22 protein-coding genes are annotated in these 24,737 nt (G+C 71.8%); 2 read left to right on the top strand and 20 right to left on the bottom strand.

Annotated elements, in window-relative coordinates:
- The first annotated feature begins 296 nt into the window (after nt 1-296).
- Nucleotides 297-818: a hypothetical protein gene (locus IF02_RS0116195; protein WP_030157480.1), complete on the top strand. Its 522-nt coding sequence runs from the start codon at nt 297-299 to the stop codon at nt 816-818.
- 287 nt (nt 819-1,105) lie between these two features.
- Here the strand turns inward: IF02_RS0116195 and IF02_RS0116190 are convergent, their stop codons facing one another.
- The 14 genes from IF02_RS0116190 to pyrR form a co-directional block, all read right to left on the bottom strand.
- A complete protein-coding gene (locus tag IF02_RS0116190) occupies nt 1,106-3,238 on the bottom strand; it encodes a primosomal protein N' (protein WP_030157478.1) in 2,133 nt (710 codons plus the stop codon).
- 87 nt (nt 3,239-3,325) lie between these two features.
- A complete protein-coding gene (gene metK / locus IF02_RS0116185) occupies nt 3,326-4,534 on the bottom strand; it encodes a methionine adenosyltransferase (RefSeq protein WP_030157476.1) in 1,209 nt (402 codons plus the stop codon).
- 197 nt (nt 4,535-4,731) lie between these two features.
- Nucleotides 4,732-5,961 (bottom strand): bifunctional phosphopantothenoylcysteine decarboxylase/phosphopantothenate--cysteine ligase CoaBC, encoded by a 1,230-nt coding sequence (gene coaBC / locus IF02_RS0116180; protein ID WP_030157474.1) that lies wholly within the window; start codon nt 5,959-5,961, stop codon nt 4,732-4,734.
- A 100-nt stretch (nt 5,962-6,061) separates the two neighbouring features.
- Entirely contained in the window at nt 6,062-6,334 is a 273-nt protein-coding gene (rpoZ, locus tag IF02_RS0116175) for a DNA-directed RNA polymerase subunit omega (protein ID WP_004948662.1), read from the bottom strand.
- A 63-nt stretch (nt 6,335-6,397) separates the two neighbouring features.
- Nucleotides 6,398-6,961, bottom strand: a complete 564-nt coding sequence (gene gmk / locus IF02_RS0116170; protein ID WP_030157469.1) for a guanylate kinase — start codon at nt 6,959-6,961, stop codon at nt 6,398-6,400.
- 61 nt (nt 6,962-7,022) lie between these two features.
- Nucleotides 7,023-7,346 (bottom strand): integration host factor, encoded by a 324-nt coding sequence (locus IF02_RS0116165; RefSeq protein WP_008740406.1) that lies wholly within the window; start codon nt 7,344-7,346, stop codon nt 7,023-7,025.
- A gap of 301 nt (nt 7,347-7,647) precedes the next feature.
- Nucleotides 7,648-8,481: an orotidine-5'-phosphate decarboxylase gene (pyrF, locus tag IF02_RS0116160; RefSeq protein ID WP_030157466.1), complete on the bottom strand. Its 834-nt coding sequence runs from the start codon at nt 8,479-8,481 to the stop codon at nt 7,648-7,650.
- A 23-nt stretch (nt 8,482-8,504) separates the two neighbouring features.
- Complete coding sequence (locus tag IF02_RS0116155) at nt 8,505-9,614, bottom strand: quinone-dependent dihydroorotate dehydrogenase (RefSeq protein ID WP_030157464.1); 1,110 nt, start codon at nt 9,612-9,614, stop codon at nt 8,505-8,507.
- Nucleotides 9,615-9,697: 83 nt separating this feature from the next.
- Nucleotides 9,698-13,006: a carbamoyl-phosphate synthase large subunit gene (gene carB, locus IF02_RS0116150; RefSeq protein ID WP_030157463.1), complete on the bottom strand. Its 3,309-nt coding sequence runs from the start codon at nt 13,004-13,006 to the stop codon at nt 9,698-9,700.
- A complete protein-coding gene (carA, locus tag IF02_RS0116145; protein WP_030157462.1) occupies nt 12,999-14,168 on the bottom strand; it encodes a glutamine-hydrolyzing carbamoyl-phosphate synthase small subunit in 1,170 nt (389 codons plus the stop codon). The genes carB and carA overlap by 8 nt, the downstream gene beginning before the upstream one ends.
- Nucleotides 14,165-14,746, bottom strand: coding sequence for a hypothetical protein (locus IF02_RS0116140; RefSeq protein WP_030157461.1), 582 nt, complete (start codon nt 14,744-14,746; stop codon nt 14,165-14,167). The genes carA and IF02_RS0116140 overlap by 4 nt, the downstream gene beginning before the upstream one ends.
- Nucleotides 14,743-16,029, bottom strand: coding sequence for a dihydroorotase (locus IF02_RS0116135; RefSeq protein WP_030157460.1), 1,287 nt, complete (start codon nt 16,027-16,029; stop codon nt 14,743-14,745). The genes IF02_RS0116140 and IF02_RS0116135 overlap by 4 nt, the downstream gene beginning before the upstream one ends.
- 2 nt (nt 16,030-16,031) lie before the next feature.
- Nucleotides 16,032-17,021: an aspartate carbamoyltransferase catalytic subunit gene (locus IF02_RS0116130; protein ID WP_030157459.1), complete on the bottom strand. Its 990-nt coding sequence runs from the start codon at nt 17,019-17,021 to the stop codon at nt 16,032-16,034.
- A gap of 144 nt (nt 17,022-17,165) precedes the next feature.
- Nucleotides 17,166-17,738, bottom strand: coding sequence for a bifunctional pyr operon transcriptional regulator/uracil phosphoribosyltransferase PyrR (gene pyrR / locus IF02_RS0116125; protein WP_030157457.1), 573 nt, complete (start codon nt 17,736-17,738; stop codon nt 17,166-17,168).
- A gap of 240 nt (nt 17,739-17,978) precedes the next feature.
- Here pyrR and bldD point away from each other — a divergent pair, with 240 nt between their 5' ends.
- The gene (bldD, locus tag IF02_RS0116120) at nt 17,979-18,479 is read left to right on the top strand and encodes a transcriptional regulator BldD (protein ID WP_007263032.1); all 501 of its coding nucleotides are present in this window, start codon (nt 17,979-17,981) and stop codon (nt 18,477-18,479) included.
- A gap of 223 nt (nt 18,480-18,702) precedes the next feature.
- Here bldD and nusB read toward each other — a convergent pair whose 3' ends face one another.
- The 6 genes from nusB to IF02_RS0116090 all read right to left on the bottom strand — a co-directional run bounded on the left by nusB (nt 18,703) and on the right by IF02_RS0116090 (nt 24,693).
- A complete protein-coding gene (gene nusB, locus IF02_RS0116115; RefSeq protein WP_030157452.1) occupies nt 18,703-19,134 on the bottom strand; it encodes a transcription antitermination factor NusB in 432 nt (143 codons plus the stop codon).
- Between the two features lie 2 nt (nt 19,135-19,136).
- Nucleotides 19,137-19,703: an elongation factor P gene (gene efp, locus IF02_RS0116110; RefSeq protein ID WP_030157450.1), complete on the bottom strand. Its 567-nt coding sequence runs from the start codon at nt 19,701-19,703 to the stop codon at nt 19,137-19,139.
- A 59-nt stretch (nt 19,704-19,762) separates the two neighbouring features.
- Nucleotides 19,763-20,872, bottom strand: coding sequence for an aminopeptidase P family protein (locus IF02_RS0116105; protein WP_030157448.1), 1,110 nt, complete (start codon nt 20,870-20,872; stop codon nt 19,763-19,765).
- A gap of 122 nt (nt 20,873-20,994) precedes the next feature.
- On the bottom strand, nt 20,995-23,382 hold the full coding sequence (locus tag IF02_RS0116100; protein ID WP_030157446.1) for an ATP-binding cassette domain-containing protein: 2,388 nt from the start codon (nt 23,380-23,382) through the stop codon (nt 20,995-20,997).
- A 61-nt stretch (nt 23,383-23,443) separates the two neighbouring features.
- Nucleotides 23,444-23,800, bottom strand: coding sequence for a VOC family protein (locus tag IF02_RS0116095; RefSeq protein WP_030157444.1), 357 nt, complete (start codon nt 23,798-23,800; stop codon nt 23,444-23,446).
- 83 nt (nt 23,801-23,883) lie between these two features.
- Nucleotides 23,884-24,693, bottom strand: a complete 810-nt coding sequence (locus tag IF02_RS0116090; protein WP_030157441.1) for an AAA family ATPase — start codon at nt 24,691-24,693, stop codon at nt 23,884-23,886.
- Nucleotides 24,694-24,737: the final 44 nt, after the last annotated feature.

The raw sequence follows: 24,737 nt of genomic DNA, 5'->3' as shown, positions 1-24,737 counted from the left end.
CCAGTCTATGTTCCCGGCGCCGTTGGGGCCGCCCGGCCCGGTGGGCGGGCACCACGGGGGCCCGCCCAGGGGGCCGGGCCACGGCCCGCCGGAGGGCCTGCGAGGGGTCCCGGACGGCCCGTCAGGGGGCGTACGCACACACGCGCGCCTCTCGCATATGCCGACACGCCCCCGGTGCGTGACTTCAGTGCCGTTTGGCGCGTTGGTCAAGAGAGATTGACCGAAACCGGGCCGCGCGATGAGATCGGTGTCTGCGGCCCGATCCGCTCTTCAGCACCGGTTCGAGAGGCTTCTTCATGGCCGACCACGCCACCCACGACGCCCAAGCACGGGCCAGCCTGCATCTCCTGGTGCGGGACATCGAGCGGGTTCGCCGGCAGGTGGATGCTCTGCGTACGCTCACCGCCCAGCTCGGCAATGTGTACCGCCCGCGCCGCTCCGGTCCCTCCACGGGCTTCGTCGTCTATGGCCGGGCCCCCGCGCCCACCGTCCGCCTCGCGCAGGAGCTGCGGGACAGCGTCGAGACGCTGGTGACCGCAGCGGTGGACTTCGACCGCTCGCTCGGCTTCTCGTGGGACGCGGTGGGTTCCGCGCTCGGCGTCACCAAGCAGGCCGTGCACCGGCGGTACGGGGCCCGGCGGGCCCAGGCCGCGGAGTCGGCGGAGCCGCCGGCCGAGGGCACGACCACGCGGACCCTCGGGCCGCTGCCCACGGTCCCGGCGGCCCGCTCGGTGCCGCCGCAGCCGCTGCGCGAGGAATCCCAGGCCGCGGCCCCGGCCCGCTCCGCGGCCGCCTTCCCGGGGCCCCGTAACGGCTGAACCGCCGCCGGGCGCCGGGACGCCGACCTCCGACGGCCGGCCGCCGACCACCGCCCCCGGCGGGACACCCCGTCCCGCCGGGGGCGTTCGGCTGTCCCGGGCCTGACCCGCCGGACCCTGATGGCACCGGGCCCCGGTGCCGTCTCCGGGTGGCGGTGGCCCTGCGGGGCACGTCCCCTCCCCGCCCTTGCGCCGTTCCTCCCCCGGCCACCGCCGGGAGGTGCCCCCAGGGGCGTTGGCCCCGCCCCCGTACGCGGGGTCCGGGGGGCGGGGCGGGGAGACACCCCTCAGCCGATGTCCGGCGGGTCGACCCGGACCCGGACCGACTCCGCCGCCGGGACTCCGCGGGCCAGCCGGGCCGCCTGGGCCGACTTCAGGGCCGCAGCCAGCGCGGCCCCGCTGCCGGGCGGGACGCGGACCAGGGCCCGCTCCCCCGGCGAGGGCTCCCCGCGCCGCCCCGGCACCGGGACCGGGCCCAGCACCTCCGCCTCCGGCGGCAGCCCGGCTCCGGCCAGGAAGGCCTCCACCGCCTCGCCCCGACCGGCCACGGCCGCCATCCGGGACACCGGCGGGAACCCGAGCTGGGCCCGCTCCGCGAGCTCCCGTACGGCATGGCCCACCGGGTCCCACCGCACGAGGGCCTGGACCGGCCGCAGCGTCGGCTCCGCCACCACGACGACCTGCCCCTCCCCCCGGACCAGCGAGGCGGCCGCGATCCACCGGCGCAGCGCATCCTCCCCGGCCCGCAGGTCGGGCCGGGTCAGCATCGCCCAGCCGTCCAGCAGCAGCGCCGCCGCGTACCCGGCGCCGGCCGCGACCGGCTCGGCTCCCGGGGTGCACACCACCAGCGCGGGCCGGTCCGGCACCTCGTCCAGGATGTGGTCGCGCCCCGAAGTCCGTACGGGCACGGCCGGGAAGGCCCGCCCGAGCTCCTCGGCCGTCCGCCGGGCGCCCACCACCTGGGCGCGCAGCCGCAGCGACCCGCACTCCTCGCAATGCCACGCGCTCTCCTGCCGGCCGCACCAGCCGCAGTGCAGATCCCGCGCGTCGGGGGCCTCCAGGGGCCCCGCGCAGACCGTGCAGCGGGCGGGGGTGCGGCACCGCTCGCACGCGAGGCGCGGCGCATAGCCGCGCCGGGGCACCTGTACGAGCACGGGCCCGGACTTCAGCCCCTCCCGTACGGTCTCCCAGGCCAGGCTCGGCAGCCGGGCGGCGCGGGCCGCCTCGTCCCGGGCCAGGAGTTCGTCGCCCACGGTCCGGATCCGGGGCGCGCAGGCCCGTACCGTCTCGCGGTCGGCGACGAGCGGCCGCGCCCAGCCCGTCTCGACCAGCTGGGCGGCCTCCACGGTGCAGCTGGTGCTCCCGGCCAGGAAGCCGCAGCCGTCTGCGACGGCGCGCAGCTCCAGCACCTCCCGTACGTGCGGGAACGGCGCGTGGTCGTCGCTGTGGCTGGAGTCGCCGTCGTCCCAGACGGCGACCAGCCCGAGGTCCCGTACGGGCGCGAACATCGCGGCCCGGGTGCCGATGACGGCCCGCACCGAGCCCCGGTGCACGGCGAGCCACTGGCGGTAGCGCTTCTCGGGGCCGGACTCGGCGGTCAGCAGCGCGTGCCGCCCCTCGCCGAGCAGGGCGGTGAGCGCCGCGTCGACCCGGGCCGCCGTGCGCCCGTCGGGCAGCACGGCGAGGGCGCCACGGCCGGAGGCGAGGGTGGCGGCCATGGCCCGGGCCAGCTCGTCGGCCCAGCCGGGGCCGGGCAGGGCGGTCCATACGGCGCGCGGCGCGCCGCCCGTGGCCAGGGCCCGCAGGAAGGCGGGGCCGGAGCCGTACCGCGCCCAGCCGCCCGGATCGGGGGCGGCGGGCGGGGGCAGCGGCTCGGGTGAGGGCTTGGCCTCGGCGCGGGCGCTGCGCGCGGGCAGGGCGAGCTGGAGCACGTCGGCCAGGCTGCCCGCGTACCGGTCGGCGACGGCCCGGGCCAGGGCCAGCATGCCGGGGGTGAGCACCACCTCGGGCGAGACGACCTGGGCGAGGGCGGCGAGGGCTCCGTCGTAGTCGGACTCGGCACGCCGCTCGACGATGAACCCGTCGATGAGGCCGCCGCCCTCGCGGCGGCCGCCGTGCACGCGGTGGCCGCCGGCCCCGAAGCGGACCCGGACGCGGACGCCCGGCCGGGCTGCCTCGGAGAGTTCCGCGGGGACGGCGTAGTCGAAGAGCCGGTCGAGGTGGAGCACGCCCTTGTTGACGAGGACGCGGGCCACCGGGAGCTCCTCGGCGACGGCTGCGCCGCGCCAGGTGCGCGGTTTGGCCTTGGGGGCCTTGGCCTTCGCCTCGGCGACCATCTCCCGCATCAGCGCGAGCTGCTCCGGCGGACCGACGGGACCCTCGTCCCCGCTCCGCTGCCCGGATTCGTCTCTGCTGCTCACACCCGCATTCTTACCAAACCCCACCGACAACGGACGGCCCCGGACCTCAGGGTCCGGGGCCGTCCGTACAGCGGGTCCTGCGTGTTCTTACAGACCGGCGGCCGTGCGCAGCGCGTCCACGCGGTCGGTGCGCTCCCAGGTGAAGTCCGGCAGCTCGCGGCCGAAGTGGCCGTACGCGGCGGTCTGGGCGTAGATCGGGCGCAGCAGGTCGAGGTCGCGGATGATCGCGGCCGGGCGGAGGTCGAAGACCTGGCCGATCGCGTCCTCGATCTTCTGGACCTCCACCTTGGCGGTGCCGAAGGTCTCGACGAAGAGGCCGACGGGCTCGGCCTTGCCGATGGCGTACGCGACCTGGACCTCGCAGCGCGAGGCGAGGCCGGCGGCGACCACGTTCTTGGCGACCCAGCGCATGGCGTACGCGGCGGAGCGGTCGACCTTGGACGGGTCCTTGCCCGAGAAGGCGCCGCCGCCGTGGCGGGCCATGCCGCCGTACGTGTCGATGATGATCTTGCGGCCGGTGAGGCCGGCGTCGCCCATCGGGCCGCCGATCTCGAAGCGGCCGGTCGGGTTGACCAGCAGGCGGTAGCCCTCGGTGTCGAGCTTGATGCCGTCCTCGACGAGCTGGGCGAGCACGTGCTCGACGACGAACTCGCGGATGTCGGGGGCGAGCAGCGAGTCCAGGTCGATGTCCGAGGCGTGCTGCGAGGACACGACGACGGTGTCGAGGCGGACGGCCTTGTCCCCGTCGTACTCGATGGTGACCTGGGTCTTGCCGTCGGGGCGCAGGTACGGGATGGTCCCGTTCTTGCGGACCTCGGAGAGGCGGCGCGAGAGCCGGTGCGCGATGTGGATCGGGAGCGGCATGAGCTCGGGGGTCTCGTCGCACGCGTAGCCGAACATCAGGCCCTGGTCGCCGGCGCCCTGCTTGTCGAGCTCGTCCTCGTCGCCCTCGACCCGCTTCTCGTACGCGGTGTCGACGCCCTGCGCGATGTCCGGGGACTGCGCGCCGATGGACACCGACACGCCGCAGGAGGCGCCGTCGAAGCCCTTCTTCGAGGAGTCGTAGCCGATCTCGAGGATCTTGTCGCGGACGAGCTGCGCGATCGGCGCGTACGCCTTCGTCGTCACCTCACCGGCGATGTGCACGAGACCGGTGGTGATGAGCGTCTCCACGGCCACACGCGAGGTCGGGTCCTCGGTGAGAAGTGCGTCGAGGATCGTGTCGCTGATCTGGTCAGCGATCTTGTCGGGGTGACCCTCGGTGACGGACTCCGAGGTGAACAGGCGACGGGACACAACGCTCCCTGGGGTTGCAGCGGCTGCTGGCTGATCATTTGGCGGAACCACACCGGGGGCTGCGCCCGATCACGTTCCGAGTGTGCAGTTTATCGGTCGCCACCGTTTGCCGGACCACCTGTCTCGCCCAATGGGAGCCATGTGACCTGCGGCACTCCATTCTGGCTCATGGAATCGGCTACGAGAAGAGTCGTCGCTCAGGCGCGTCGGGGGGCGAGTCGCGGGGAGACCCGATCCCAAATCGCCTCCGCCAAGGCCTCCTTCGGACCATAGGGAACCGGGGTTTCCGTACCATCGGAGGCCAGGATGACGGCTTCGTTCTCCTCGGAACCGAAGGTCTTGGCTTCGCCCACCTCGTTCACGACGAGAAGATCACACCCCTTGCGGAGCAGTTTGGCGCGGCCGTTCGCGAGCACGTCGTCCGTCTCGGCGGCGAAACCGACCACGACCTGGCCTTCCCGGGCCCGGTCGGCCGAGATCTCCGCGAGGACGTCGGGGTTGCGCACCAGCGCCACCGGGGCCGGATCCTGCCCGTCCTTCTTCTTGATCTTGCCGCTCGCGTACTCGGCCGGCCGGAAGTCGGCCACGGCCGCGGCCATCACCACCGCGTCGGCGTCCGCCGCCGCCTTGAGCACGGCCTCGCGCAGCTGTACGGCCGTCCCGACCCGTACGACGTCCACCCCGGCCGGGTCGGCGAGGGCGGTGTTCGCCGCGACGAGGGTGACCCGGGCCCCGCGCGCGACGGCCGTGCGGGCCAGGGCGTAGCCCTGCTTGCCGGAGGAGCGGTTGCCGAGGAAGCGGACCGGGTCGAGCGGCTCCCGCGTGCCGCCCGCGCTGATCACCACGTGCCGGCCGGCCAGGTCGGGCGCGGCCGCCCCGCCCACGAGAGCGTGCCTCCTCAGGACGCTGCGGCACACCTCGAAGATCTCCTCGGGGTCGGGCAGCCGCCCCTTGCCGGTGTCCTTGCCGGTGAGCCGGCCGACGGCGGGCTCGATGACGACGGCGCCGCGGCGGCGCAGCGTGGCCACGTTCTCCTGGGTGGCGGGGTGCTCCCACATCTCCGTGTGCATGGCGGGGGCGAACACCACCGGGCAGCGCGCGGTGAGCAGCGTATTGGTGAGCAGGTCGTCGGCGAGGCCGTGGGCGGCCTTGGCGAGCATGTCGGCGGTGGCGGGGGCGACGACGACGAGGTCGGCGCCCTGCCCGATGCGGACGTGCGGGACCTCGTGGACGGTCTCCCAGACCTCGGTGCCCGCAGGGTTGCCGGAGAGCGCGGCCCAGGTGGCCTCGCCCACGAAGTTCAGGGACGCCTCCGTGGGGACGACCCGCACCTCGTGCCCGGACTCGGTGAGCCGGCGCAGCAGCTCGCAGGCCTTGTACGCGGCGATCCCGCCGCTGACTCCGAGCACGACCTTCGGCTTACCCACCACACACGCCCTCTCTCGCTGATCGTCGTACGTGTCTATGACACACCACAGGCCCGGCAGATGTTCTGCCGGGCCTGTGGTGAAAGGAATTCTCGGTGCCTTACTGGGCCGGGGCCTCGATGGCCTCGGAGGTCAGCAGACCCGCGTTGATCTCGCGCAGCGCGATCGAAAGCGGCTTCTCGTGGACGTGGGTGTCCACCAGCGGGCCGACGTACTCGAGCAGGCCCTCACCGAGCTGCGAGTAGTACGCGTTGATCTGACGCGCGCGCTTGGCCGCGTAGATCACGAGGCTGTACTTCGAGTCCGTGGCCTCGAGCAGCTCGTCGATCGGCGGGTTGATGATGCCCTCGGGCGCGGTGATGGAAGAGGACACGCTCTACCTTCCGAAGAATGGGTGAATGATCAAGCATTGACCGAAATGAACATCGATCAACGATCAGACAACTTCCATCAAGGCTAGCAGCTCGCGCGCCACGTCCTCGACGGAGGTGTTGACCAGGGTGGTGTCGAACTCGGACTCGGCAGCGAGCTCGACCTTGGCGGTCTCCAGCCTGCGCTGGATGACCTCGGGCGATTCGGTGCCGCGGCCGGTGAGCCGGCGGACCAGCTCGTCCCAGCTCGGCGGCGCGAGAAAGACGAGCTGGGCCTCGGGCATGGACTCGCGGACGAGTCGCGCGCCCTGGAGGTCGATCTCCAGGAGAACGGGCTCGCCGTTCTCCAGTCGCTCCACCACCGCGCCGCGGGGCGTGCCGTAGCGGTTGCCCGCGAACTCGGCCCACTCCAGCAGCTCGCCGTTGGCGATCAGCTTGTCGAACTCGTCGTCGTTGACGAAGAAGTAGTGGACTCCGTGTCGCTCACCGGGCCGCGGCTTGCGGGTGGTGGCCGACACCGAGAGCCATACCTCGGGGTGGACCTTGCGCATATGCGCGACGACCGTGCTCTTGCCGACCCCCGAGGGGCCGGAGAGCACGGTCAGCCGCGGACGAACCTCTGCTGCCATAGAGCGATTATCCAGGTTCTCGGGACTGCCTGAGAACGCCGGGAGAACTTCAGGCAACGCGTCAGCCGGCAGGAGTGCCGAACTCACGCTCCAGAGACGCGATCTGGTTGGAACCGAGACCTCGGACACGCCGGGACTCGGAGATGCCGAGGCGCTCCATGATCTGCTTGGCGCGGACCTTGCCCACGCCAGGCAGGGACTCCAGCAGGGCGGAGACCTTCATCTTGCCGATGACGTCGTTCTCCTGGCCCGTCTTGATGACCTCTTGGAGCGAGGCGCCGGAGTGCTTGAGTCGATTCTTCACCTCGGCCCGCTCCCGGCGAGCCGCGGCGGCCTTTTCGAGCGCGGCTGCGCGCTGTTCAGGGGTAAGGGGCGGAAGAGCCACGCCTACGTCACCTCGGATGTCGAACTGTCGGATACGGACCAGTGGGGAGCCCAAGGGCGCCACACCAGGCGAATGCCCGAACAGCGGTGGAACTCGTTCGCTGCTCGTCACTCTGATCGGAGACTAGCGGCCAACACCGCTCCAGTCAGCGAGAACGGACGAAAAGTCCTGGTCAGCCTCCACTGAACCGTACATCACGGACAAACCACCCCGGTTTTGTCCGGGGAAAGACGTTCGATTTTCGTCAGACCGTACGACGCGCGGTGCGGCCGGAGCTCCCGGCCGCACTCCCGAACGGGCGTCAGGCGGAGACCGCCTCGCGGATTTCGTCCGCGAACCGGGTCGCCGAGGCGCGCAGGGCGGCCGCGTCCGGACCGTGCTTCAGCACGCCCCGCGAGACGTTCGGGACCACATTGCGGACGGCCGCGCCGAAGACCGCCGGGAGGTCGGCCGCCGTCGCGCCCTGCGCACCGATGCCGGGGGCCAGCAGCGGGCCGTTGATGTCCAGGTCGAAGGAGGACAGGTCGCCGAGCGTGGCGCCGACCACCGCTCCGAACGAGCCCATCGGCGAGGCGCCCGCGTTCTCCGCCGCGAGGTGCCCGAGCATCGTCGCGCCGATCGTGCGGCCGTCCTCGCGCACCGCGCGCTGGACCTCCGCGCCCTCCGGGTTCGAGGTGAGGGCGAGGACGAAGAGTCCGGCGCCCGAGCGGCGGGCCAGCTCCACCGCCGGCTCCAGCGAGCCGTAGCCCAGGTACGGGGAGACCGTCAGGGCGTCGGAGAACAGCGGGGAGGAGGGCGACAGGAAGGTCTGCGCGTACGCGGCCATCGTCGAGCCGATGTCCCCGCGCTTGGCGTCCATCACGACCAGCGTGCCGGCCGCCCGCGCGTCGGCCACGGTCCGCTCCAGCACCGCGATGCCCTTCGAGCCGAAGCGCTCGAAGAAGGCCGCCTGCGGCTTGAAGACGGCCACCGAGTCGGCCAGCGCCTCGACGACCGTGCGGGAGAACTTCTCCAGGCCCGCGATGTCGTCGTTCAGGCCCCAGGACGAGAGGAGGGCCGCGTGCGGGTCGATGCCCACGCACAGCGGGCCGCGCGCGTCCATCGCCGCGCGCAGGCGGGTGCCGAAGGGGGTCACGGTCTCGGTCACGGGGGTCTCGGTCACTGCATGGCCTTCCGGGTTTCGGCGCCGACGGCCTCGGCGAGGGTCGCGTACGGGCTGACGGCCAGGCGCGCGGCCAGGCCCTTGTGGATCGCGCGGGCGTAGAACGGGCCCTCGTAGATGAACGCGCTGTACCCCTGGATCAGGGTGGCGCCGGCCAGGATCCGCTGCCAGGCGTCCTCGGCGTTCTCGATGCCCCCGACGCCCACGAGCACCAGGCGGTCGCCCACCCGGGCGTACAGGCGGCGCAGGACCTCCAGGGAGCGCTCCTTGACCGGGGCGCCGGACAGGCCGCCGGTCTCCTTCACGAGCGCCGGGGCGGACTTCAGGCCCAGACCCTCGCGCGCGATGGTGGTGTTGGTCGCGATGATGCCGTCCAGGCCGAGCTCCAGCGCGAGGTCGGCGACCGCGTCCACGTCCTCGTCCGCGAGGTCCGGGGCGATCTTGACGAGCAGCGGGACCCGGCGGTCGGTCACGGTGCGGTCCGCGGCCTCCCGTACGGCCGTCAGGAGCGGGCGCAGGGACTCGGTGGCCTGGAGGTTGCGCAGGCCCGGCGTGTTCGGCGAGGAGACGTTCACGACCAGGTAGTCCGCGTGGCGGGCCAGGCGCTCGGTGGAGGCGACGTAGTCCGCCACCGCCTCCTCCTCCGGCACGACCTTGGTCTTGCCGATGTTGACGCCCACGACCGTGTTGAAGACGGGCACGCGGGCCGCCAGGCGGGCCGCCACGGCCGCCGAGCCCTCGTTGTTGAATCCCATGCGGTTGATCAGCGCGCGGTCCGGCACGAGCCGGAACAGCCGCTTCTTGGGGTTGCCCGGCTGCGCCTGCGCCGTGACCGTGCCGATCTCGATGTGGTCGAAGCCGAGCATCGACATGCCGTCGATGGCGACGGCGTTCTTGTCGAAGCCCGCCGCGAGTCCGAAGGGGCCGTGCATGCGCAGCCCGAGCGCCTCGGTGCGCAGCTCCTTGTACCGGGGGGCCAGGGCCGCGGCGGCGAAGGTGCGCAGCACGGGGGTGCGGGCCGCGAGCCGGATCCAGCGGAAGGCCAGGTAGTGGGCCTGCTCCGGGTCCATCCGCTTGAAGACCAGGTCGAAGAAGAGTTTGTACATGTCGAGAAGATCCCTTGTGCGCTCATGACGAGGGGGACACCGACGCGCATCGCGCATCCGTGTCCCCCTCCTCGTACGGGCTGCTAGTCGCGGGCCGCGGTCAGGTGCTCCGCGTGCTCCTGGAGCGAGCGCACACCCACGTCTCCGTGGTTGAGCGCGTCGATGCCCTGGACGGCCGCGGCGAGCGCCTGGACCGTGGTCAGGCACGGGACGCCGCGGGCCACGGCCGCCGTGCGGATCTCGTAGCCGTCGAGGCGGCCGCCGGTGCCGTACGGGGTGTTGACGATCAGGTCGACCTGGCCGTCGTGGATGAGCTGGACGATGGTCTTCTCGCCGCCCGGGCCCTCGCCCTCGCTGAGCTTGCGCACGACGGTGGCGTTGATGCCGTTGCGGCGCAGCACCTCGGCGGTGCCGGAGGTCGCCATCAGCTCGAAGCCGTGGTTGACGAGCTCGCGCGCCGGGAAGATCATCGAGCGCTTGTCGCGGTTGGCGACGGAGATGAACGCGCGGCCCTTGGTGGGCAGCGGGCCGTAGGCGCCGGCCTGCGACTTGGCGTACGCCGTGCCGAAGACCGAGTCGATGCCCATGACCTCGCCGGTGGAGCGCATCTCCGGGCCGAGGACGGTGTCGACGCCGCGGCCGTGGATGTCGCGGAAGCGCGACCACGGCATGACGGCCTCCTTGACGGAGATCGGCGCGTCGAGCGGCAGGGTGCCGCCGTCGCCGGTCTTCGGGAGCATGCCCTCTTCGCGCAGTTCGGCGATGGTGGCGCCGAGCGAGATGCGGGCGGCGGCCTTCGCGAGCGGGACCGCGGTCGCCTTCGAGGTGAAGGGGACGGTGCGGGAGGCGCGCGGGTTGGCCTCCAGCACGTAGAGGATGTCACCCGCCATCGCGAACTGGATGTTGATCAGGCCGCGAACGCCGACGCCCTTGGCGATGGCCTCGGTGGAGGCGCGCAGGCGCTTGATGTCGAAGCCGCCGAGGGTGATCGGGGGCAGGGCGCAGGCCGAGTCGCCGGAGTGGATGCCGGCTTCCTCGATGTGCTCCATGACGCCGCCGAGGTAGAGCTCGGTGCCGTCGTACAGGGCGTCGACGTCGATCTCGATGGCGTCGTCGAGGAAGCGATCGACGAGGACGGGGCGGGTCGGCGAGATCTCGGTGGATTCCGCGATGTACGAGGACAGCCGGTCCTCGTCGTAGACGATCTCCATGCCGCGGCCGCCGAGCACGTACGAGGGGCGTACGAGGACCGGGTAGCCGATCTCGTCGGCGATGGCCTTCGCGCCCGCGAACGTGGTGGCGGTGCCGTGCTTGGGGGCCGGCAGGCCGGCCTCGGCGAGCACCTGGCCGAACGCGCCGCGGTCCTCGGCGGCGTGGATGGCCTCCGGCGGGGTGCCGACGACCGGGACGCCGTTGTCCTTGAGGGCCTGGGCGAGGCCGAGGGGGGTCTGGCCGCCGAGCTGGACGACGACGCCGGCGATGGGGCCGGCCAGCGACTCGGCGTGGACGATCTCCAGCACGTCTTCGAGCGTGAGCGGCTCGAAGTACAGGCGGTCGGAGGTGTCGTAGTCCGTCGAGACGGTCTCCGGGTTGCAGTTGACCATCACGGTCTCGTAGCCGGCGTCGCTGAGGGCGAAGGAGGCGTGGACGCAGGAGTAGTCGAACTCGATGCCCTGGCCGATGCGGTTCGGGCCGGAGCCCAGGATGATCACCGCGGGCTTCTCGCGGGGCGCGACCTCGCTCTCCTCGTCGTACGAGGAGTAGAAGTACGGGGTCTTCGCGGCGAACTCGGCGGCGCAGGTGTCGACCGTCTTGTAGACCGGGCGGACGCCCAGCGCGTGGCGGACCTCGCGGACGACGTCCTCGCGCAAGCCGCGGATCTCGGCGATCTGGGCGTCGGAGAAGCCGTGGCGCTTGGCCTCGGCGAGCAGCTCGGGGTGGAGCTTCTCGGCGGCGGCCAGCTCGTCGGCGATCTCCTTGATCAGGAAGAGCTGGTCGACGAACCAGGGGTCGATCTTCGTGGACTCGAAGACTTCTTCCTGGGTGGCGCCGGCGCGGATGGCCTGCATGACGGTGTTGATGCGGCCGTCGGTGGGGCGGACGGCGGTGGCGAGGAGTTCTTCCTTGTCGCCGACGGGGCCGACGAAGGTGAACTGCGAGCCCTTCTTCTCCAGGGAGCGCAGGGCCTTCTGGAGGGCCTCGGTGAAGTTGCGGCCGATGGCCATGGCCTCGCCCACCGACTTCATGGTGGTGGTGAGGGTGGCGTCGGCGAGCGGGAACTTCTCGAAGGCGAAGCGCGGGGCCTTGACGACGACGTAGTCGAGGGTCGGCTCGAAGGAGGCCGGCGTCTTCTCGGTGATGTCGTTGGGGACCTCGTCGAGGGTGTAGCCGATGGCCAGCTTGGCGGCGATCTTGGCGATCGGGAAGCCGGTGGCCTTCGACGCGAGCGCCGAGGAGCGCGAGACGCGCGGGTTCATCTCGATGACGATGACGCGGCCGTCGACCGGGTCGATCGCGAACTGGATGTTGCAGCCGCCGGTGTCGACGCCGACCTCGCGGATGATCGCGATGCCGATGTCGCGCAGCCGCTGGTACTCGCGGTCGGTCAGGGTCATGGCCGGGGCGACGGTGATGGAGTCGCCGGTGTGGACGCCCATCGGGTCGAAGTTCTCGATGGAGCAGACGACGACCACGTTGTCCTTGGTGTCGCGCATCAGCTCCAGCTCGTACTCCTTCCAGCCGAGGATGGACTCCTCCAGGAGCACCTCGGTGGTCGGGGAGAGCGTGAGGCCCTGGCCGGCGATGCGGCGCAGCTCGTCCTCGTCGTGGGCGAAGCCGGAGCCGGCGCCGCCCATCGTGAAGGAGGGCCGGACGACGACGGGGTAGCCGCCGAGCGTCTCGACGCCCGCCAGGACGTCGTCCATGGAGTGGCAGATGACCGAGCGGGCGGACTCGCCGTAACCGATCTTGGCCTTGACGGCCTCGACGACGCCCTTGAAGAGGTCGCGGTCCTCGCCCTTGTTGATGGCCTCGACGTTGGCGCCGATGAGCTCCACGCCGTACTTCTCCAGCACACCCTGCTCGTGCATGGAGATGGCGGTGTTGAGCGCGGTCTGGCCGCCGAGGGTCGGCAGCAGCGCGTCGGGGCGCTCCTTCGCGATGATCTTCTCGACGAACTCGGGGGTGATCGGCTCGACGTACGTGGCGTCGGCGATCTCCGGGTCGGTCATGATCGTCGCGGGGTTGGAGTTCACCAGGATGACCCGCAGGCCCTCGGCCTTGAGGATGCGGCAGGCCTGGGTGCCGGAGTAGTCGAACTCGGCGGCCTGTCCGATGACGATCGGGCCGGAGCCGATGACCAGGACGGACTGGATATCGGTGCGCTTAGGCACGCTCGGCCTCCATCAGATTCACGAAACGGTCGAAGAGGTACGCGGCGTCGTGCGGGCCGGCGGCCGCTTCGGGGTGGTACTGGACGGAGAAGGCCGGCTGGTCGAGCAGCTGGAGGCCTTCCACGACGTTGTCGTTCAGGCAGACGTGCGAGACCTCGGCGCGGCCGTAGGCGGTCTCGGAGACCTTGTCGAGGGGCGCGTCCACGGCGAAGCCGTGGTTGTGCGCGGTGATCTCGACCTTGCCGGTGGTGCGGTCCTGCACCGGCTGGTTGATGCCGCGGTGGCCGTACTTCAGCTTGTACGTGCCGAAGCCCAGCGCGCGGCCCAGGATCTGGTTGCCGAAGCAGATGCCGAAGAGCGGGGTCTTGCGGGCGAGGACGCCCTGCATGACGGAGACCGCGTGGTCGGCGGTGGCCGGGTCGCCCGGGCCGTTGGAGAAGAACACGCCGTCCGGCTGGACCGCGTACACGTCCTCGACGGTGGCGGTGGCGGGCAGCACGTGCACCTCGATGCCGCGCTCGGCCATCCGGTGCGGGGTCATGCCCTTGATGCCGAGGTCCACGGCGGCGACGGTGAACTTCGCGGCGCCGATCGGGACGGCTTCGCCGTCGGGGCCGATGGCGGGGACGACGTACGTCTCCTTGGTGGCGACCTCGGCGGAGAGATCGGCGCCCTTCATCTGCGGGGCGGCCTGGACCTTGGCCAGCAGGTCCGCGTCGGCGGCGATGCCCTCGCCGGAGAAGATGCCGACGCGCATGGCGCCGCGCTCGCGCAGGTGGCGGGTCAGGGCGCGGGTGTCGATGCCGCTGATGCCGACGACGCCCTGCTTGACCAGCTCCTCGTCCAGCGAGCGCTGCGAGCGCCAGTTGGACGGGACGCGGGCGGGGTCGCGTACGACGTACCCGGCGACCCAGATGCGGGAGGACTCGGGGTCCTCGTCGTTGACGCCGGTGTTGCCCACGTGCGGGGCGGTCATCACGACGACCTGCCGGTGGTACGACGGGTCGGTGAGGGTCTCCTGGTAGCCGGTCATGCCGGTGGAGAACACGGCCTCGCCGAAGGTCTCCCCCACAGCGCCGTAGGCGCGGCCGCGGAAGATCCGACCGTCCTCCAGGACGAGTACGGCGGGAGCTTTGGCTGCTCCCCTGGTGGAGGTCGTCATCGTTCGGCGCCTTCCGTCGTGATGGATTGGTTCATGAGATTGATGGCTTCGACCCAGGCGGCGTGTTCGGCCGCGCGGTCGGAGCGGAATCCGGAGTCGATCAGCTTGTCGCCGTGCGCCCACGTGACGACGAGGAGACCGCCCTCGGTGAGTACCTTGCCCGCGATTCCCTTGTCGAGGCGGGCGCCGCGCAGCTGCGCGGCCGGTACGAAGAAGTCGGTGGCACCCGGACGGACCACGTCGAGGCCCGCATCGGTGAGCGTGAGCTCGACCCGGCTGCGCACCCCCAGGCCGTGGGCGACGATCCGGTCGAGCCACTGCCCGGCGGTGGTCGACCCGTGGTACCGGCCGGTCAGGGCCAGCCGGTGCTCGGGGAGGCCGCCGGGGGCGGCGGGCAGCTCCGGCAGATCGCTCTGCAGGGCGCCGCGCCATTTCCAGCCCTGCCGCATCAGCCAGTACACGAACGCGATGAAGACGAGCAGACCGACCACCCACGCGATGCGTGCGCCGAAGTCCGTCACCTCCGCCGACCGTCGTTCGGCGGCCTCGGCGGCCAGTTGGATTACTGCAGGTGTCACGCCAGATTCCCGTCCACGACCGTTGCCCGGCCCCGCAGGAAGGTGTGAGTGACGCGTCCCGGCAGCTCACGGCCCTCGTAAGGCGTGTTGCGGCTGCGGGAGGCGAAGTGTGCGGGGTCCACGACACCACGGTACGAGATATCGACCAAGGTCAGGTTCGCGGGTTCACCTGCCGAGACGGGGCGGCCGTGGTTGTCCAGGCCGCCGATCCGCGCCGGGGCGAAGGACATGCGCTCGGCGACGCCCGCCCAGTCGAGCAGTCCGGTCTCCACCATCGTCTGCTGGACGACGGAGAGCGCGGTCTCCAGGCCGACCATGCCCATGGCGGCGGCGGCCCACTCGCAGTCCTTGTCCTCGTGCGGGTGCGGGGCGTGGTCGGTGGCGACGATGTCGATCGTGCCGTCGGCGAGCGCCTCGCGCAGGGCCATGACGTCGCGCTCGGTGCGCAGCGGCGGGTTGACCTTGTAGACCGCGTTGTACGAGCGGACCAGCTCGTCGGTGAGGAGCAGGTGGTGCGGGGTGACCTCGGCGGTGACGTCGATGCCGCGGGACTTCGCCCAGCGGACGATCTCGACGGAGCCGGCCGTGGAGAGGTGGCAGATGTGCACGCGGGAGCCGACGTGCTCGGCGAGGAGGACGTCGCGGGCGATGATCGACTCCTCGGCGACGGCCGGCCAGCCGCCGAGGCCCAGCTCGGCGGAGACGACGCCCTCGTTCATCTGGGCGCCCTCGGTCAGGCGGGGCTCCTGGGCGTGCTGGGCGACGACGCCGCCGAAGGCCTTCACGTACTCCAGGGCGCGGCGCATGATCACGGCGTCGTCGACGCACTTGCCGTCGTCGGAGAAGACGGTGACGCGGGCGGCGGAGTCGTGCATGGCGCCCAGCTCGGAGAGCTGCTTGCCCTCCAGGCCGACGGTGACGGCGCCGATGGGCTGCACGTCGCAGTAGCCGGACTCCTTGCCGAGGCGCCAGACCTGCTCGACGACGCCGGCGGTGTCGGCGACGGGGAAGGTGTTCGCCATGGCGAAGACGGCGGTGTAGCCGCCGGAGGCGGCGGCGCGGGTGCCGGTCAGGACGGTCTCGGAGTCCTCGCGGCCGGGCTCGCGCAGGTGGGTGTGCAGGTCGACGAGGCCGGGGAGGAGCGTCTGGCCGGCGGCCTCGATGACGGTCGCGCCCTCGGCGTCCAGGCCCGTGCCCACGGCGGCGATGGTCTCGCCGTCGATCAGGACGTCCTGCGCCTCGCCACCGAGTACCTTCGCCCCGCGGATCAGGATCTTGCTCATCTTTACTTGCTCTCCTCGATACGGGGCGTGCTGGTGGTGGTGACGGCCGGCTCGGAGCCTCCGAGCAGCAGGTACAGGACGGCCATCCGGGTGGAGACGCCGTTGGCGACCTGCTCGACGGCCGTGCAGCGGTCGGAGTCGGCGACCTCGGCGGTGATCTCCATGCCGCGGTTCATCGGGCCGGGGTGCATGACGATGGCGTGCTCGGGCATCTTGGCCATGCGGTCGCCGTCGAGCCCGTACCGGCGGGAGTACTCGCGCTCGGTCGGGAAGAAGGCGGCGTTCATGCGTTCGCGCTGCACACGCAGCATCATGACCGCGTCGGACTTCGGCAGCACGTCGTCGAGGCTGTACGAGACCTCGCAGGGCCAGCTCTCGACGCCGATCGGGACCAGGGTGGGCGGGGCCACCACGGTGACCTCGGCGCCGAGCGTGTGCAGCAGCTGCACGTTGGAGCGGGCGACGCGGCTGTGCAGGACGTCGCCGACGATGGTGATGCGGCGGCCGTTCAGGTCCTTGCCGAGGCCGGCGTCGCGGCCGACCAGGCGGCGGCGCATGGTGAAGGCGTCCAGCAGGGCCTGGGTGGGGTGCTCGTGGGTGCCGTCGCCGGCGTTGACGACGGCGGAGTCGATCCAGCCGGAGGTCGCGAGCCGGTAGGGGGCGCCGGAGGCGTGGTGGCGGATGACGACGGCGTCGGCGCCCATGGCCTCCAGGGTCAGCGCGGTGTCCTTGAGGGATTCGCCCTTGGAGACCGAGGAGCCCTTGGCGGAGAAGTTGATGACGTCGGCGGACAGTCGCTTGGCGGCCGCTTCGAAGGAGATCCGGGTGCGGGTCGAGTCCTCGAAGAAGAGGTTGACGACGGTGAGGCCGCGCAGGGTGGGCAGCTTCTTGATCGGCCGGTCCGCGACGCGTGCCATCTCCTCGGCGGTGTCGAGGATGAGGACGGCGTCGTCGCGCGTGAGATCGGCGGCCGAGATGAGGTGGCGCTTCATCAGGGTGCTCCGTTTGTCGATGAGGTCAGAGCGGCGGGGAGGGCGGGGCGGCGGGGAGGCCCGGGCCGCGGACGGGGTGGGGTGCGGCCCGGCAGGCAGGCTCGCGCGCGGGCCCCCGCGTTCGGGGCCCCTCACTCGTACGGGCTACTGCCCGGTGGCGGCCGTGTCGGTCCGCTGGCCGAGCAGCACGGCGTCTCGGCCGTCCTCCTCCTGGAGCTGGACCTTGACGGTCTCCCGCAGCGACGTGGGGAGGTTCTTGCCGACGTAGTCGGCGCGGATCGGCAGCTCGCGGTGGCCGCGGTCGACGAGGACCGCGAGCTGCACGGCGCGGGGGCGGCCGAGGTCGCCCAGCGCGTCGAGGGCGGCCCTGATGGTGCGGCCGGAGAAGAGCACGTCGTCGACGAGGACGACGAGGCGTCCGTCGATGTCGTCGCCGGGGATCTCGGTGCGGCCGATCGCGCGGGCGGGCTTCAGCCGCAGATCGTCGCGGTACATGGTGATGTCGAGGGATCCGACCGGGATCTTCGTGCCGGTGATCTCTTCGAGCTTGGCGGCCAGCCGGCGGGCGAGATACACGCCGCGGGTGGGAATGCCGAGGAGCACCACGTCGTCGGCGCCCTTGGCGCGTTCGACGATCTCGTGGGCGATGCGGGTCAGCACCCGCGCGATGTCCTGCGCCTCCAGAACGGGGCGCGCATCGCTCTGCTGAGCGTCCATGAAAGGACCTCCTTCTCCGCCTCACGGGACGGTTCTTAAAGGACGTCTGGCTGTACGGCCTCCACGGTACCAGGGGCCGGGCCCCGCACCCGCACCCGGCCCGGAGGGGGCCGCTCGAAGGGGGGCGGCCAAGACCATTCGGCTTGACGCATCCAAGTAACGCTGCGTAACCTCACAGTGAGTTACCAGCCGCGCGGCGGTGCCGCACGTGGTCATGTCGTCACAGCGTCCGGGAGCGTTATGTCCAGCGAATACGCCAAACAGCTCGGGGCCAAGCTCCGCGCCATCCGCACCCAGCAGGGCCTCTCCCTCCATGGTGTCGAGGAGAAGTCCCAGGGCCGGTGGAAGGCCGTGGTGGTCGGGTCGTACGAGCGCGGGGACCGCGCCGTGACCGTCCAGCGCCTCGCCGAGCTGGCGGACTTCTACGGGGTACCGGTGCAGGAGCTGCTGCCGGGTACGACTCCGGGCGGGGCCGCCGAGCCGCCGCCGAAGCTGCGCCTCGACCTGGAGCGCCTCGCGGGCGTGCCCGCCGAGAAGGCCGGCCCGCTGCAGCGGTACGCCGCCACCATCCAGAGCCAGCGCGGGGACTACAACGGCAAGGTGCTGTCGATCCGCCAGGACGACCTGCGCACCCTGGCCGTCATCTACGACCAGTCCCCCTCGGTCCTGACCGAGCAGCTGATCAGCTGGGGCGTGCTCGACGCGGATGCGCGTCGCGCCGTGGCGCACGAGGACATCTAGTCCCCGAGCCGAGGACCAGCAGAAACGTTACCGGCGTGGGCCGGGAGCCGGCAGTGGCTCCCGGCCCGCGCCGGTTTTCGCGTACCCGCCCCGCGTACCCGCCCCGCGTACCCGCCCCGCGTACCCGTCCCGCGCACCGGTCCGCGGTGCCGCGCCGGAACGGACGGAGGGCCCGCAGCGCGCGTGCGCTGCGGGCCCTGCCGTTCTCGCCGGACCGCGTGGGCTACTCGCCCCGGCGCAGACTCGGCTTCAGGTCCTTGAAGCGGGCCAGCAGCCCGTTCACGAACGAGGGGGATTCGTCCGTCGAGAACTCCTTGGCCAGCTGGACGGCCTCGTCGATGGCCACGGCGTCCGGGGTGTCGTCCACCCAGATCAGCTCGTAGGCACCGAGCCGCAGGATGTTCCGGTCCGCGACCGGCATGCGGTCGAGCTCCCAGTCCACGGCGTAGGTGACGATCAGGTCGTCGATGCGGTTCACCTTGTCGGCGTACCCCTCGACGAGATCCATCGTGAAGGCGCTGACGGGCGGCTGCCGGTCGTCCGACCGCGCGTGGCGGATCCAGTCCGCGAGGACCTCGCGCACGGGCACCCCGCGCTGGTCGGCCTCGAACAGGATCTGGAAGGCGCGCTTGCGCGCGTTGCTGCGGGCAGCCACGGTTAGCTGTTCACCCGGCCGAGGTAGTCGGAGGTGCGGGTGTCGACCTTGACCTTCTCGCCGGTGGTGACGAAGAGCGGGACCTGGATCTCGTAACCGGTCTCCAGCTTGGCGGGCTTGGTGCCGCCGGTGGAGCGGTCGCCCTGGACGCCCGGGTCGGTGTGCTCGATGACCAGCTCGACGGCGGCCGGGAGCTCGACGTAGAGCACCTCGCCCTCGTGCTGCGCCACGGAGGCGGTGAAGCCCTCGATGAGGAAGTTGGCGGCGTCGCCGACGGCCTTGCGGTCGACCATCAGCTGGTCGTAGGTCTGCATGTCCATGAAGACGAAGTAGTCGCCGTCCATGTACGAGAACTGCATGTCGCGGCGGTCGATGGTGGCCGTCTCGACCTTCGTGCCGGCGTTGAACGTCTTGTCGACGACCTTGCCGGAGAGCACGTGCTTGAGCTTGGTGCGCACGAAGGCCGGGCCCTTGCCGGGCTTGACGTGCTGGAACTCGACGACGGACCAGAGCTGGCCGCCGTCGAGCTTGAGCACCATGCCGTTCTTGAGGTCGTTCGTGGAAGCCACGGTTGCGGAATCTCCTGCACTGGAAGACCACGGGTGCGCGCACAGTCCGCCGCGGCGGGCTAGAGCGCGAGCAGCTCCTTGGTCGTAATGGTGAGTAGCTCGGGACCGCCGTCCGCCTCGGGGCGCACGACGAGCGTGTCATCGATCCGGACACCTCCCCGGCCCGGGAGGTGAACCCCCGGTTCGACGGTGACCGGCACGCAAGCGTCCAGTTTACCCATTGCCGTAGGTGCAAGCTGCGGGTCCTCGTCGATTTCGAGGCCGACACCGTGTCCGGTCGACGGAGCGATGGCCTCGCCGTGGCCCGCGGAGTCCAGTACGGAGCGCGCCGCGCGGTCGACATCGCGGTACGCGGCGCCGGGCAGGAGCGCCTCGCGGCCCGCCCGCTGGGCCGCGAAGACGAGATCGTAGAGCTCGATCTGCCAGTCGGCCGGGCTCGTGCCGATCACGAAGGTCCGGCCGATCTCACAGCGGTAGCCGCGGTAGTTGGCGCCGAGGCAGACGGAGAGGAAGTCGCCCTCCTCGACCCGGCGGTCGGAGGGCCGGTGCCGGGAGCGGCCGGAGTGCGGCCCGGTGCCGACGGAGGTCGGGAACGCGGGCCCGTCGGCGCCGTGGTCGACGAGGCGGCGCTCCAGCTCCAGGGCGAGGTGGCGTTCGGTCCGGCCCACCAGGATCGACTCCAGCAGCTCACCGAGGGCCTGGTCGGCGATCTCCGCGGCGATCCGCAGGCAGGCGATCTCCTCCTCGTCCTTGACGAGGCGCTGCAGCTCCACGGTGGTCCCCAGGTCCACGAGCCGCAGCTTGGGCGCGACGGAGCGCAGGGCGCGGTGGCGGGCGACGGTGAGGTGGTGCTCTTCTACGGCCAGCGACTCGACGCGCAGCGAACCGGCCATGTCCCCGGCCGCGACGGCCGCGTCGCTGCCGGGGCCCGCCAGTACGGAGAGCCTGAGCCGCTCGTCGAGGCGCCCCTCGTCGGCTTCGCCGGTGGGCGGGCCGACGGTGAACAGCATGTCCTCGCCGTCCGGCCCGACGAGCAGGACGGCGGACGGCGGGGACGCCCCGGTGAGGTAGCGGACGTTCGCCGGACGCGTGATCAGTGCGGCGGCGTTCCCCGCTGCGGCACAGCGGTCGCGAAGCAGGCCCCGGCGGGCCGCGTACACGTCTGACATGTCTTCGAGCGTACGAGCGCCCCGCGCATCCGGCCTGGTGAGCACACCCGTACGGGGCCGGGTCCCGGCGACGGCCCCGGCCGCGGGGCCCGGGCCCTCGCCCGCTGCGGGCCGCGCCCCGGTCAGCCGCCCACGTACGCCGCGAGGTGCTCGCCGGTGAGGGTGGCGCGCTCGGCCACGAGCTCGGCGGGGGTGCCCTCGAAGACGATCCGGCCGCCGTCGTGGCCCGCGCCGGGCCCGAGGTCGATGATCCAGTCGGCGTGTGCCATGACCGCCTGGTGGTGCTCGACGACGATGACCGACTTGCCGGAGTCGACGAGCCGGTCGAGCAGGCCCAGCAGGTGCTCGACGTCGGCGAGGTGCAGGCCGGCCGTCGGCTCGTCGAGGACGTAGACCCCGCCCTTCTCTGCCATGTGGGTCGCGAGCTTGAGCCGCTGGCGCTCGCCGCCGGAGAGGGTCGTGAGCGGCTGGCCGATGGTGAGGTACCCGAGGCCGACGTCGGCGAGGCGCGCGACGATGCGGTGCGCGGCGGGGAGGTGCCCGTCCCCCGACCCGAAGAACTCCTCGGCCTCGGTCACCGACATCGCGAGCACCTCGCTGATGTCACGGCCGCCGAAGTGGTAGTCGAGGACCGAGGAGTCGAACCGCCTGCCCTCGCACTCCTCGCAGGTGGTGGCGACCCCGGCCATCATCGCCAGGTCGGTGTAGATGACCCCGGCGCCGTTGCAGGTCGGGCAGGCGCCCTCGGAGTTGGCGCTGAACAGGGCCGGCTTCACGTCGTTGGCCTTGGCGAACGCCTTGCGGATCGGGTCGAGCAGTCCGGTGTACGTCGCCGGGTTGCTGCGCCGGGACCCCTTGATGGCGCCCTGGTCGACCGACACCACCCCCTCGCCCGCGGCCCCCTGCTTCCGGGGTAGTGAGCCGTGCACGAGCGAGCTCTTGCCGGAGCCCGCGACACCCGTGACGACGGTGAGGACCCCGAGCGGGATGTCCACGTCGACGTCGCGGAGGTTGTGGGTGCGGGCTCCGCGGATCTCCAGCGTGCCGGTGGGCTTGCGCACGCTGTCCTTGACGCAGGCCCTGTCGTCGAAGTGCCGGCCGGTGATGGTGCCGCCGGTCCGCAGCCCCTCGACGGTGCCCTCGAAGCAGACGGTGCCGCCGCCCGCACCGGCGCCGGGGCCGAGGTCGACGACGTGGTCGGCGATCGCGATCGTCTCCGGCTTGTGCTCCACGACGAGCACCGTGTTGCCCTTGTCCCGCAGCCGCAGCAGGAGGTTGTTCATCCGCTGGATGTCGTGCGGGTGCAGGCCGGTGGTGGGCTCGTCGAAGACGTACGTGACGTCGGTGAGCGAGGAGCCGAGGTGGCGGATCATCTTGACGCGCTGCGCCTCGCCGCCCGACAGCGTGCCCGAGGCGCGGTCGAGCGAGAGGTAGCCGAGACCGATCTCGACGAACGAGTCGAGGGTGCCCAGCAGTGTCGCGAGCAGCGGCGCCACCGAGGGCTCGTCCAGGCCCCGGACCCACTCGGCCAGGTCCCGGATCTCCATCGCGCACAGGTCGGAGATGTTCTTCCGCTTGATCTTCGAGGAGCGCGCGCCCTCGTTGAGGCGGGTGCCCGCGCAGTCGGGGCAGGTGGTGAAGGTGACCGCGCGCTCCACGAACGCCCGGATGTGCGGCTGCATGGACTCCGTGTCCTTGGACAGCATCGACTTCTGGACGCGCGGGATCAGTCCCTCGTACGTCATGTTGATGCCCGCGATCTTCATGCGGGTCGGCTCGCGGTGCAGGAGGTCCTGCAGCTCCTTCTTCGTGTACCTGCGGATCGGCTTGTCCGGGTCGAAGAAGCCCGACTCGATGTAGAGGCGGGAGTTCCAGCCGCCCCCGGTGTACCCGGGGATCGTGAACGCGCCCTCGTTCAGCGACTTGGTGTCGTCGTAGAGCTGCGTGAGGTCGATGTCGGTGACCGCGCCGCGGCCCTCGCAGCGCGGGCACATGCCGCCGGTGATGCTGAAGCTGCGCCTTTCCTTGACCTCCTGCCCGCCGCGCCGGACGGTGACCGCGCCTGCCCCGCTGATCGAGGCGACGTTGAAGGAGAACGCCTTGGCCGAGCCGATGTGCGGCTTGCCGAGCCGGCTGAAGAGGATGCGCAGCATGGCGTTGACGTCGGTGGCGGTGCCCACCGTCGAGCGCGGGTCACCGCCCATCCGCTGCTGGTCGACGGTGATCGCGGTGGTCAGACCGTCGAGTACGTCGACCTCGGGCCGGGCCAGCGTCGGCATGAACCCCTGGACGAAGGCGCTGTAGGTCTCGTTGATCAGCCGCTGCGACTCGGCGGCGATCGTGTCGAACACCAGCGAGCTCTTGCCCGAGCCGGAGACACCGGTGAACACCGTCAGGCGGCGCTTCGGGATCTCGATGCTGACGTCCTTGAGGTTGTTCACCCGCGCGCCGTGCACGCGGATCAGGTCGTGGCTGTCGGCATCGTGCAGCGCGGGCCTGGCCATGCTCATCGTGTCTCCGTCCGTCGGGTCGGGCAGCCTGGCTCGATCTAACCAGCTGTACGGGGCGCGCTCACCGGTCCTGGAGCAGCCCGAGGACGTTGCCGTCGGGGTCGGTGAAGGTGGCCACGAGGCGGCCGCCGCCGACGTCGCGCACGGGGTCCTTGAGCTTGCCCCCGGCGGCGGTGACCTCGGCGAGCTTGGCCTCGATGTCCGGCACGTGCCAGTGGGCCACGGGCGCGGCCATGCCCTGCGCCGCGCCGCCGGGCACGAGCCCGATCTGCTGGCCGGCGGCCTCGTAGCCGACGTAGTACGGCTCGTCGATGGTCGGCGCGACGCCGAGCAGCGCGGTGTACACGTCCTTGGCGGCGGCCAGGTCGGAGACGGGGTGCAGAACGGTCTTGATTCCCTGGGTGGCAGAGGGGCTCATGATCACTCCTGAAGCGGTGGGGTGGGCTTGGGATTTCACGCTAGCCGCGGCACGCGGCCCCACGCTTCTCCAAACCTGACCGCTTAGAAACCAGGGGTGGCCAGGGCCCGGGCCAGGGCCTCGTCCAGGGCTCGGGAGGTGGCCTCCACGTCCAGGTCCGAGTTGTCGATGATCGGCAGGCCGGAGCCGTACCAGCCCGCCATGCGGCCGTGGATGCGGGCGACCTCCTCGTCCGAGAGGCGCCGGTTGCCCGAGCGGGCGGCATTGCGCTCCAGGACGATCTCCAGGCCGGGCAGGAGGACGACCGGCAGCAGGGCGGGACCCACATGCCGCTTCCAGCCGCCCAGGCCCACCACCGGCCGGTCCGGGAACACGGCGTCGTCGAGGATGCAGGAGATCCCGTTGGCCAGGAAGTTGCGGGCGGCGAAGCCGCAGGTGCGGCGGGCCAGCCGGTACTGGGCCTCGGAGTGGTCGTTCCAGCCCGCCTGCGGGTCCGCGAAGCCCGAGCACACCCACTCCCGGACGTCGTCCAGGCTCACGTGCGCGGTCGGCACCGGCCGGGTGCTCGCCCAGTGCCGGGCCACGGTGGTCTTGCCCGCGCCCGCCGGGCCGATCAGCAGCACGGCCAGCGTGGCCCCGCCGGTCCCGGCCACCGCGGGCGGGAGCGGAATGTGCCCCGTGGCCTCGGCGCCGGGCGGCGGTGAATACGGCGGCGCGTGCGGGGCCTGCGCGTGCGGGGCCGACGCGTGGGGAGCCGGCGCCTGCGGGGGCGCGGCCGGCGGCCCCGGCACGGGCCACCCCTGCGCGGGGGGTATCGGCGGCTGCGGGGGCACGGCCGCATGATGTCCCGGCTGCCCCCAGCCCGCTCCGCCGCCCCCCACTCCTTGCTGCATCCGCTGCCACTCCGTCTCGTTCCACCGACTGATGCGAGAACGTT

It is taken from the genome of Streptomyces sp. NRRL S-244 (assembly GCF_000717915.1).
In the GTDB taxonomy this organism is placed as follows: Bacteria; Actinomycetota; Actinomycetes; order Streptomycetales; family Streptomycetaceae; genus Streptomyces.
Note: the sequence above shows the minus strand (reverse complement) of the source record. Positions and strands in the feature narration are given on the sequence as shown.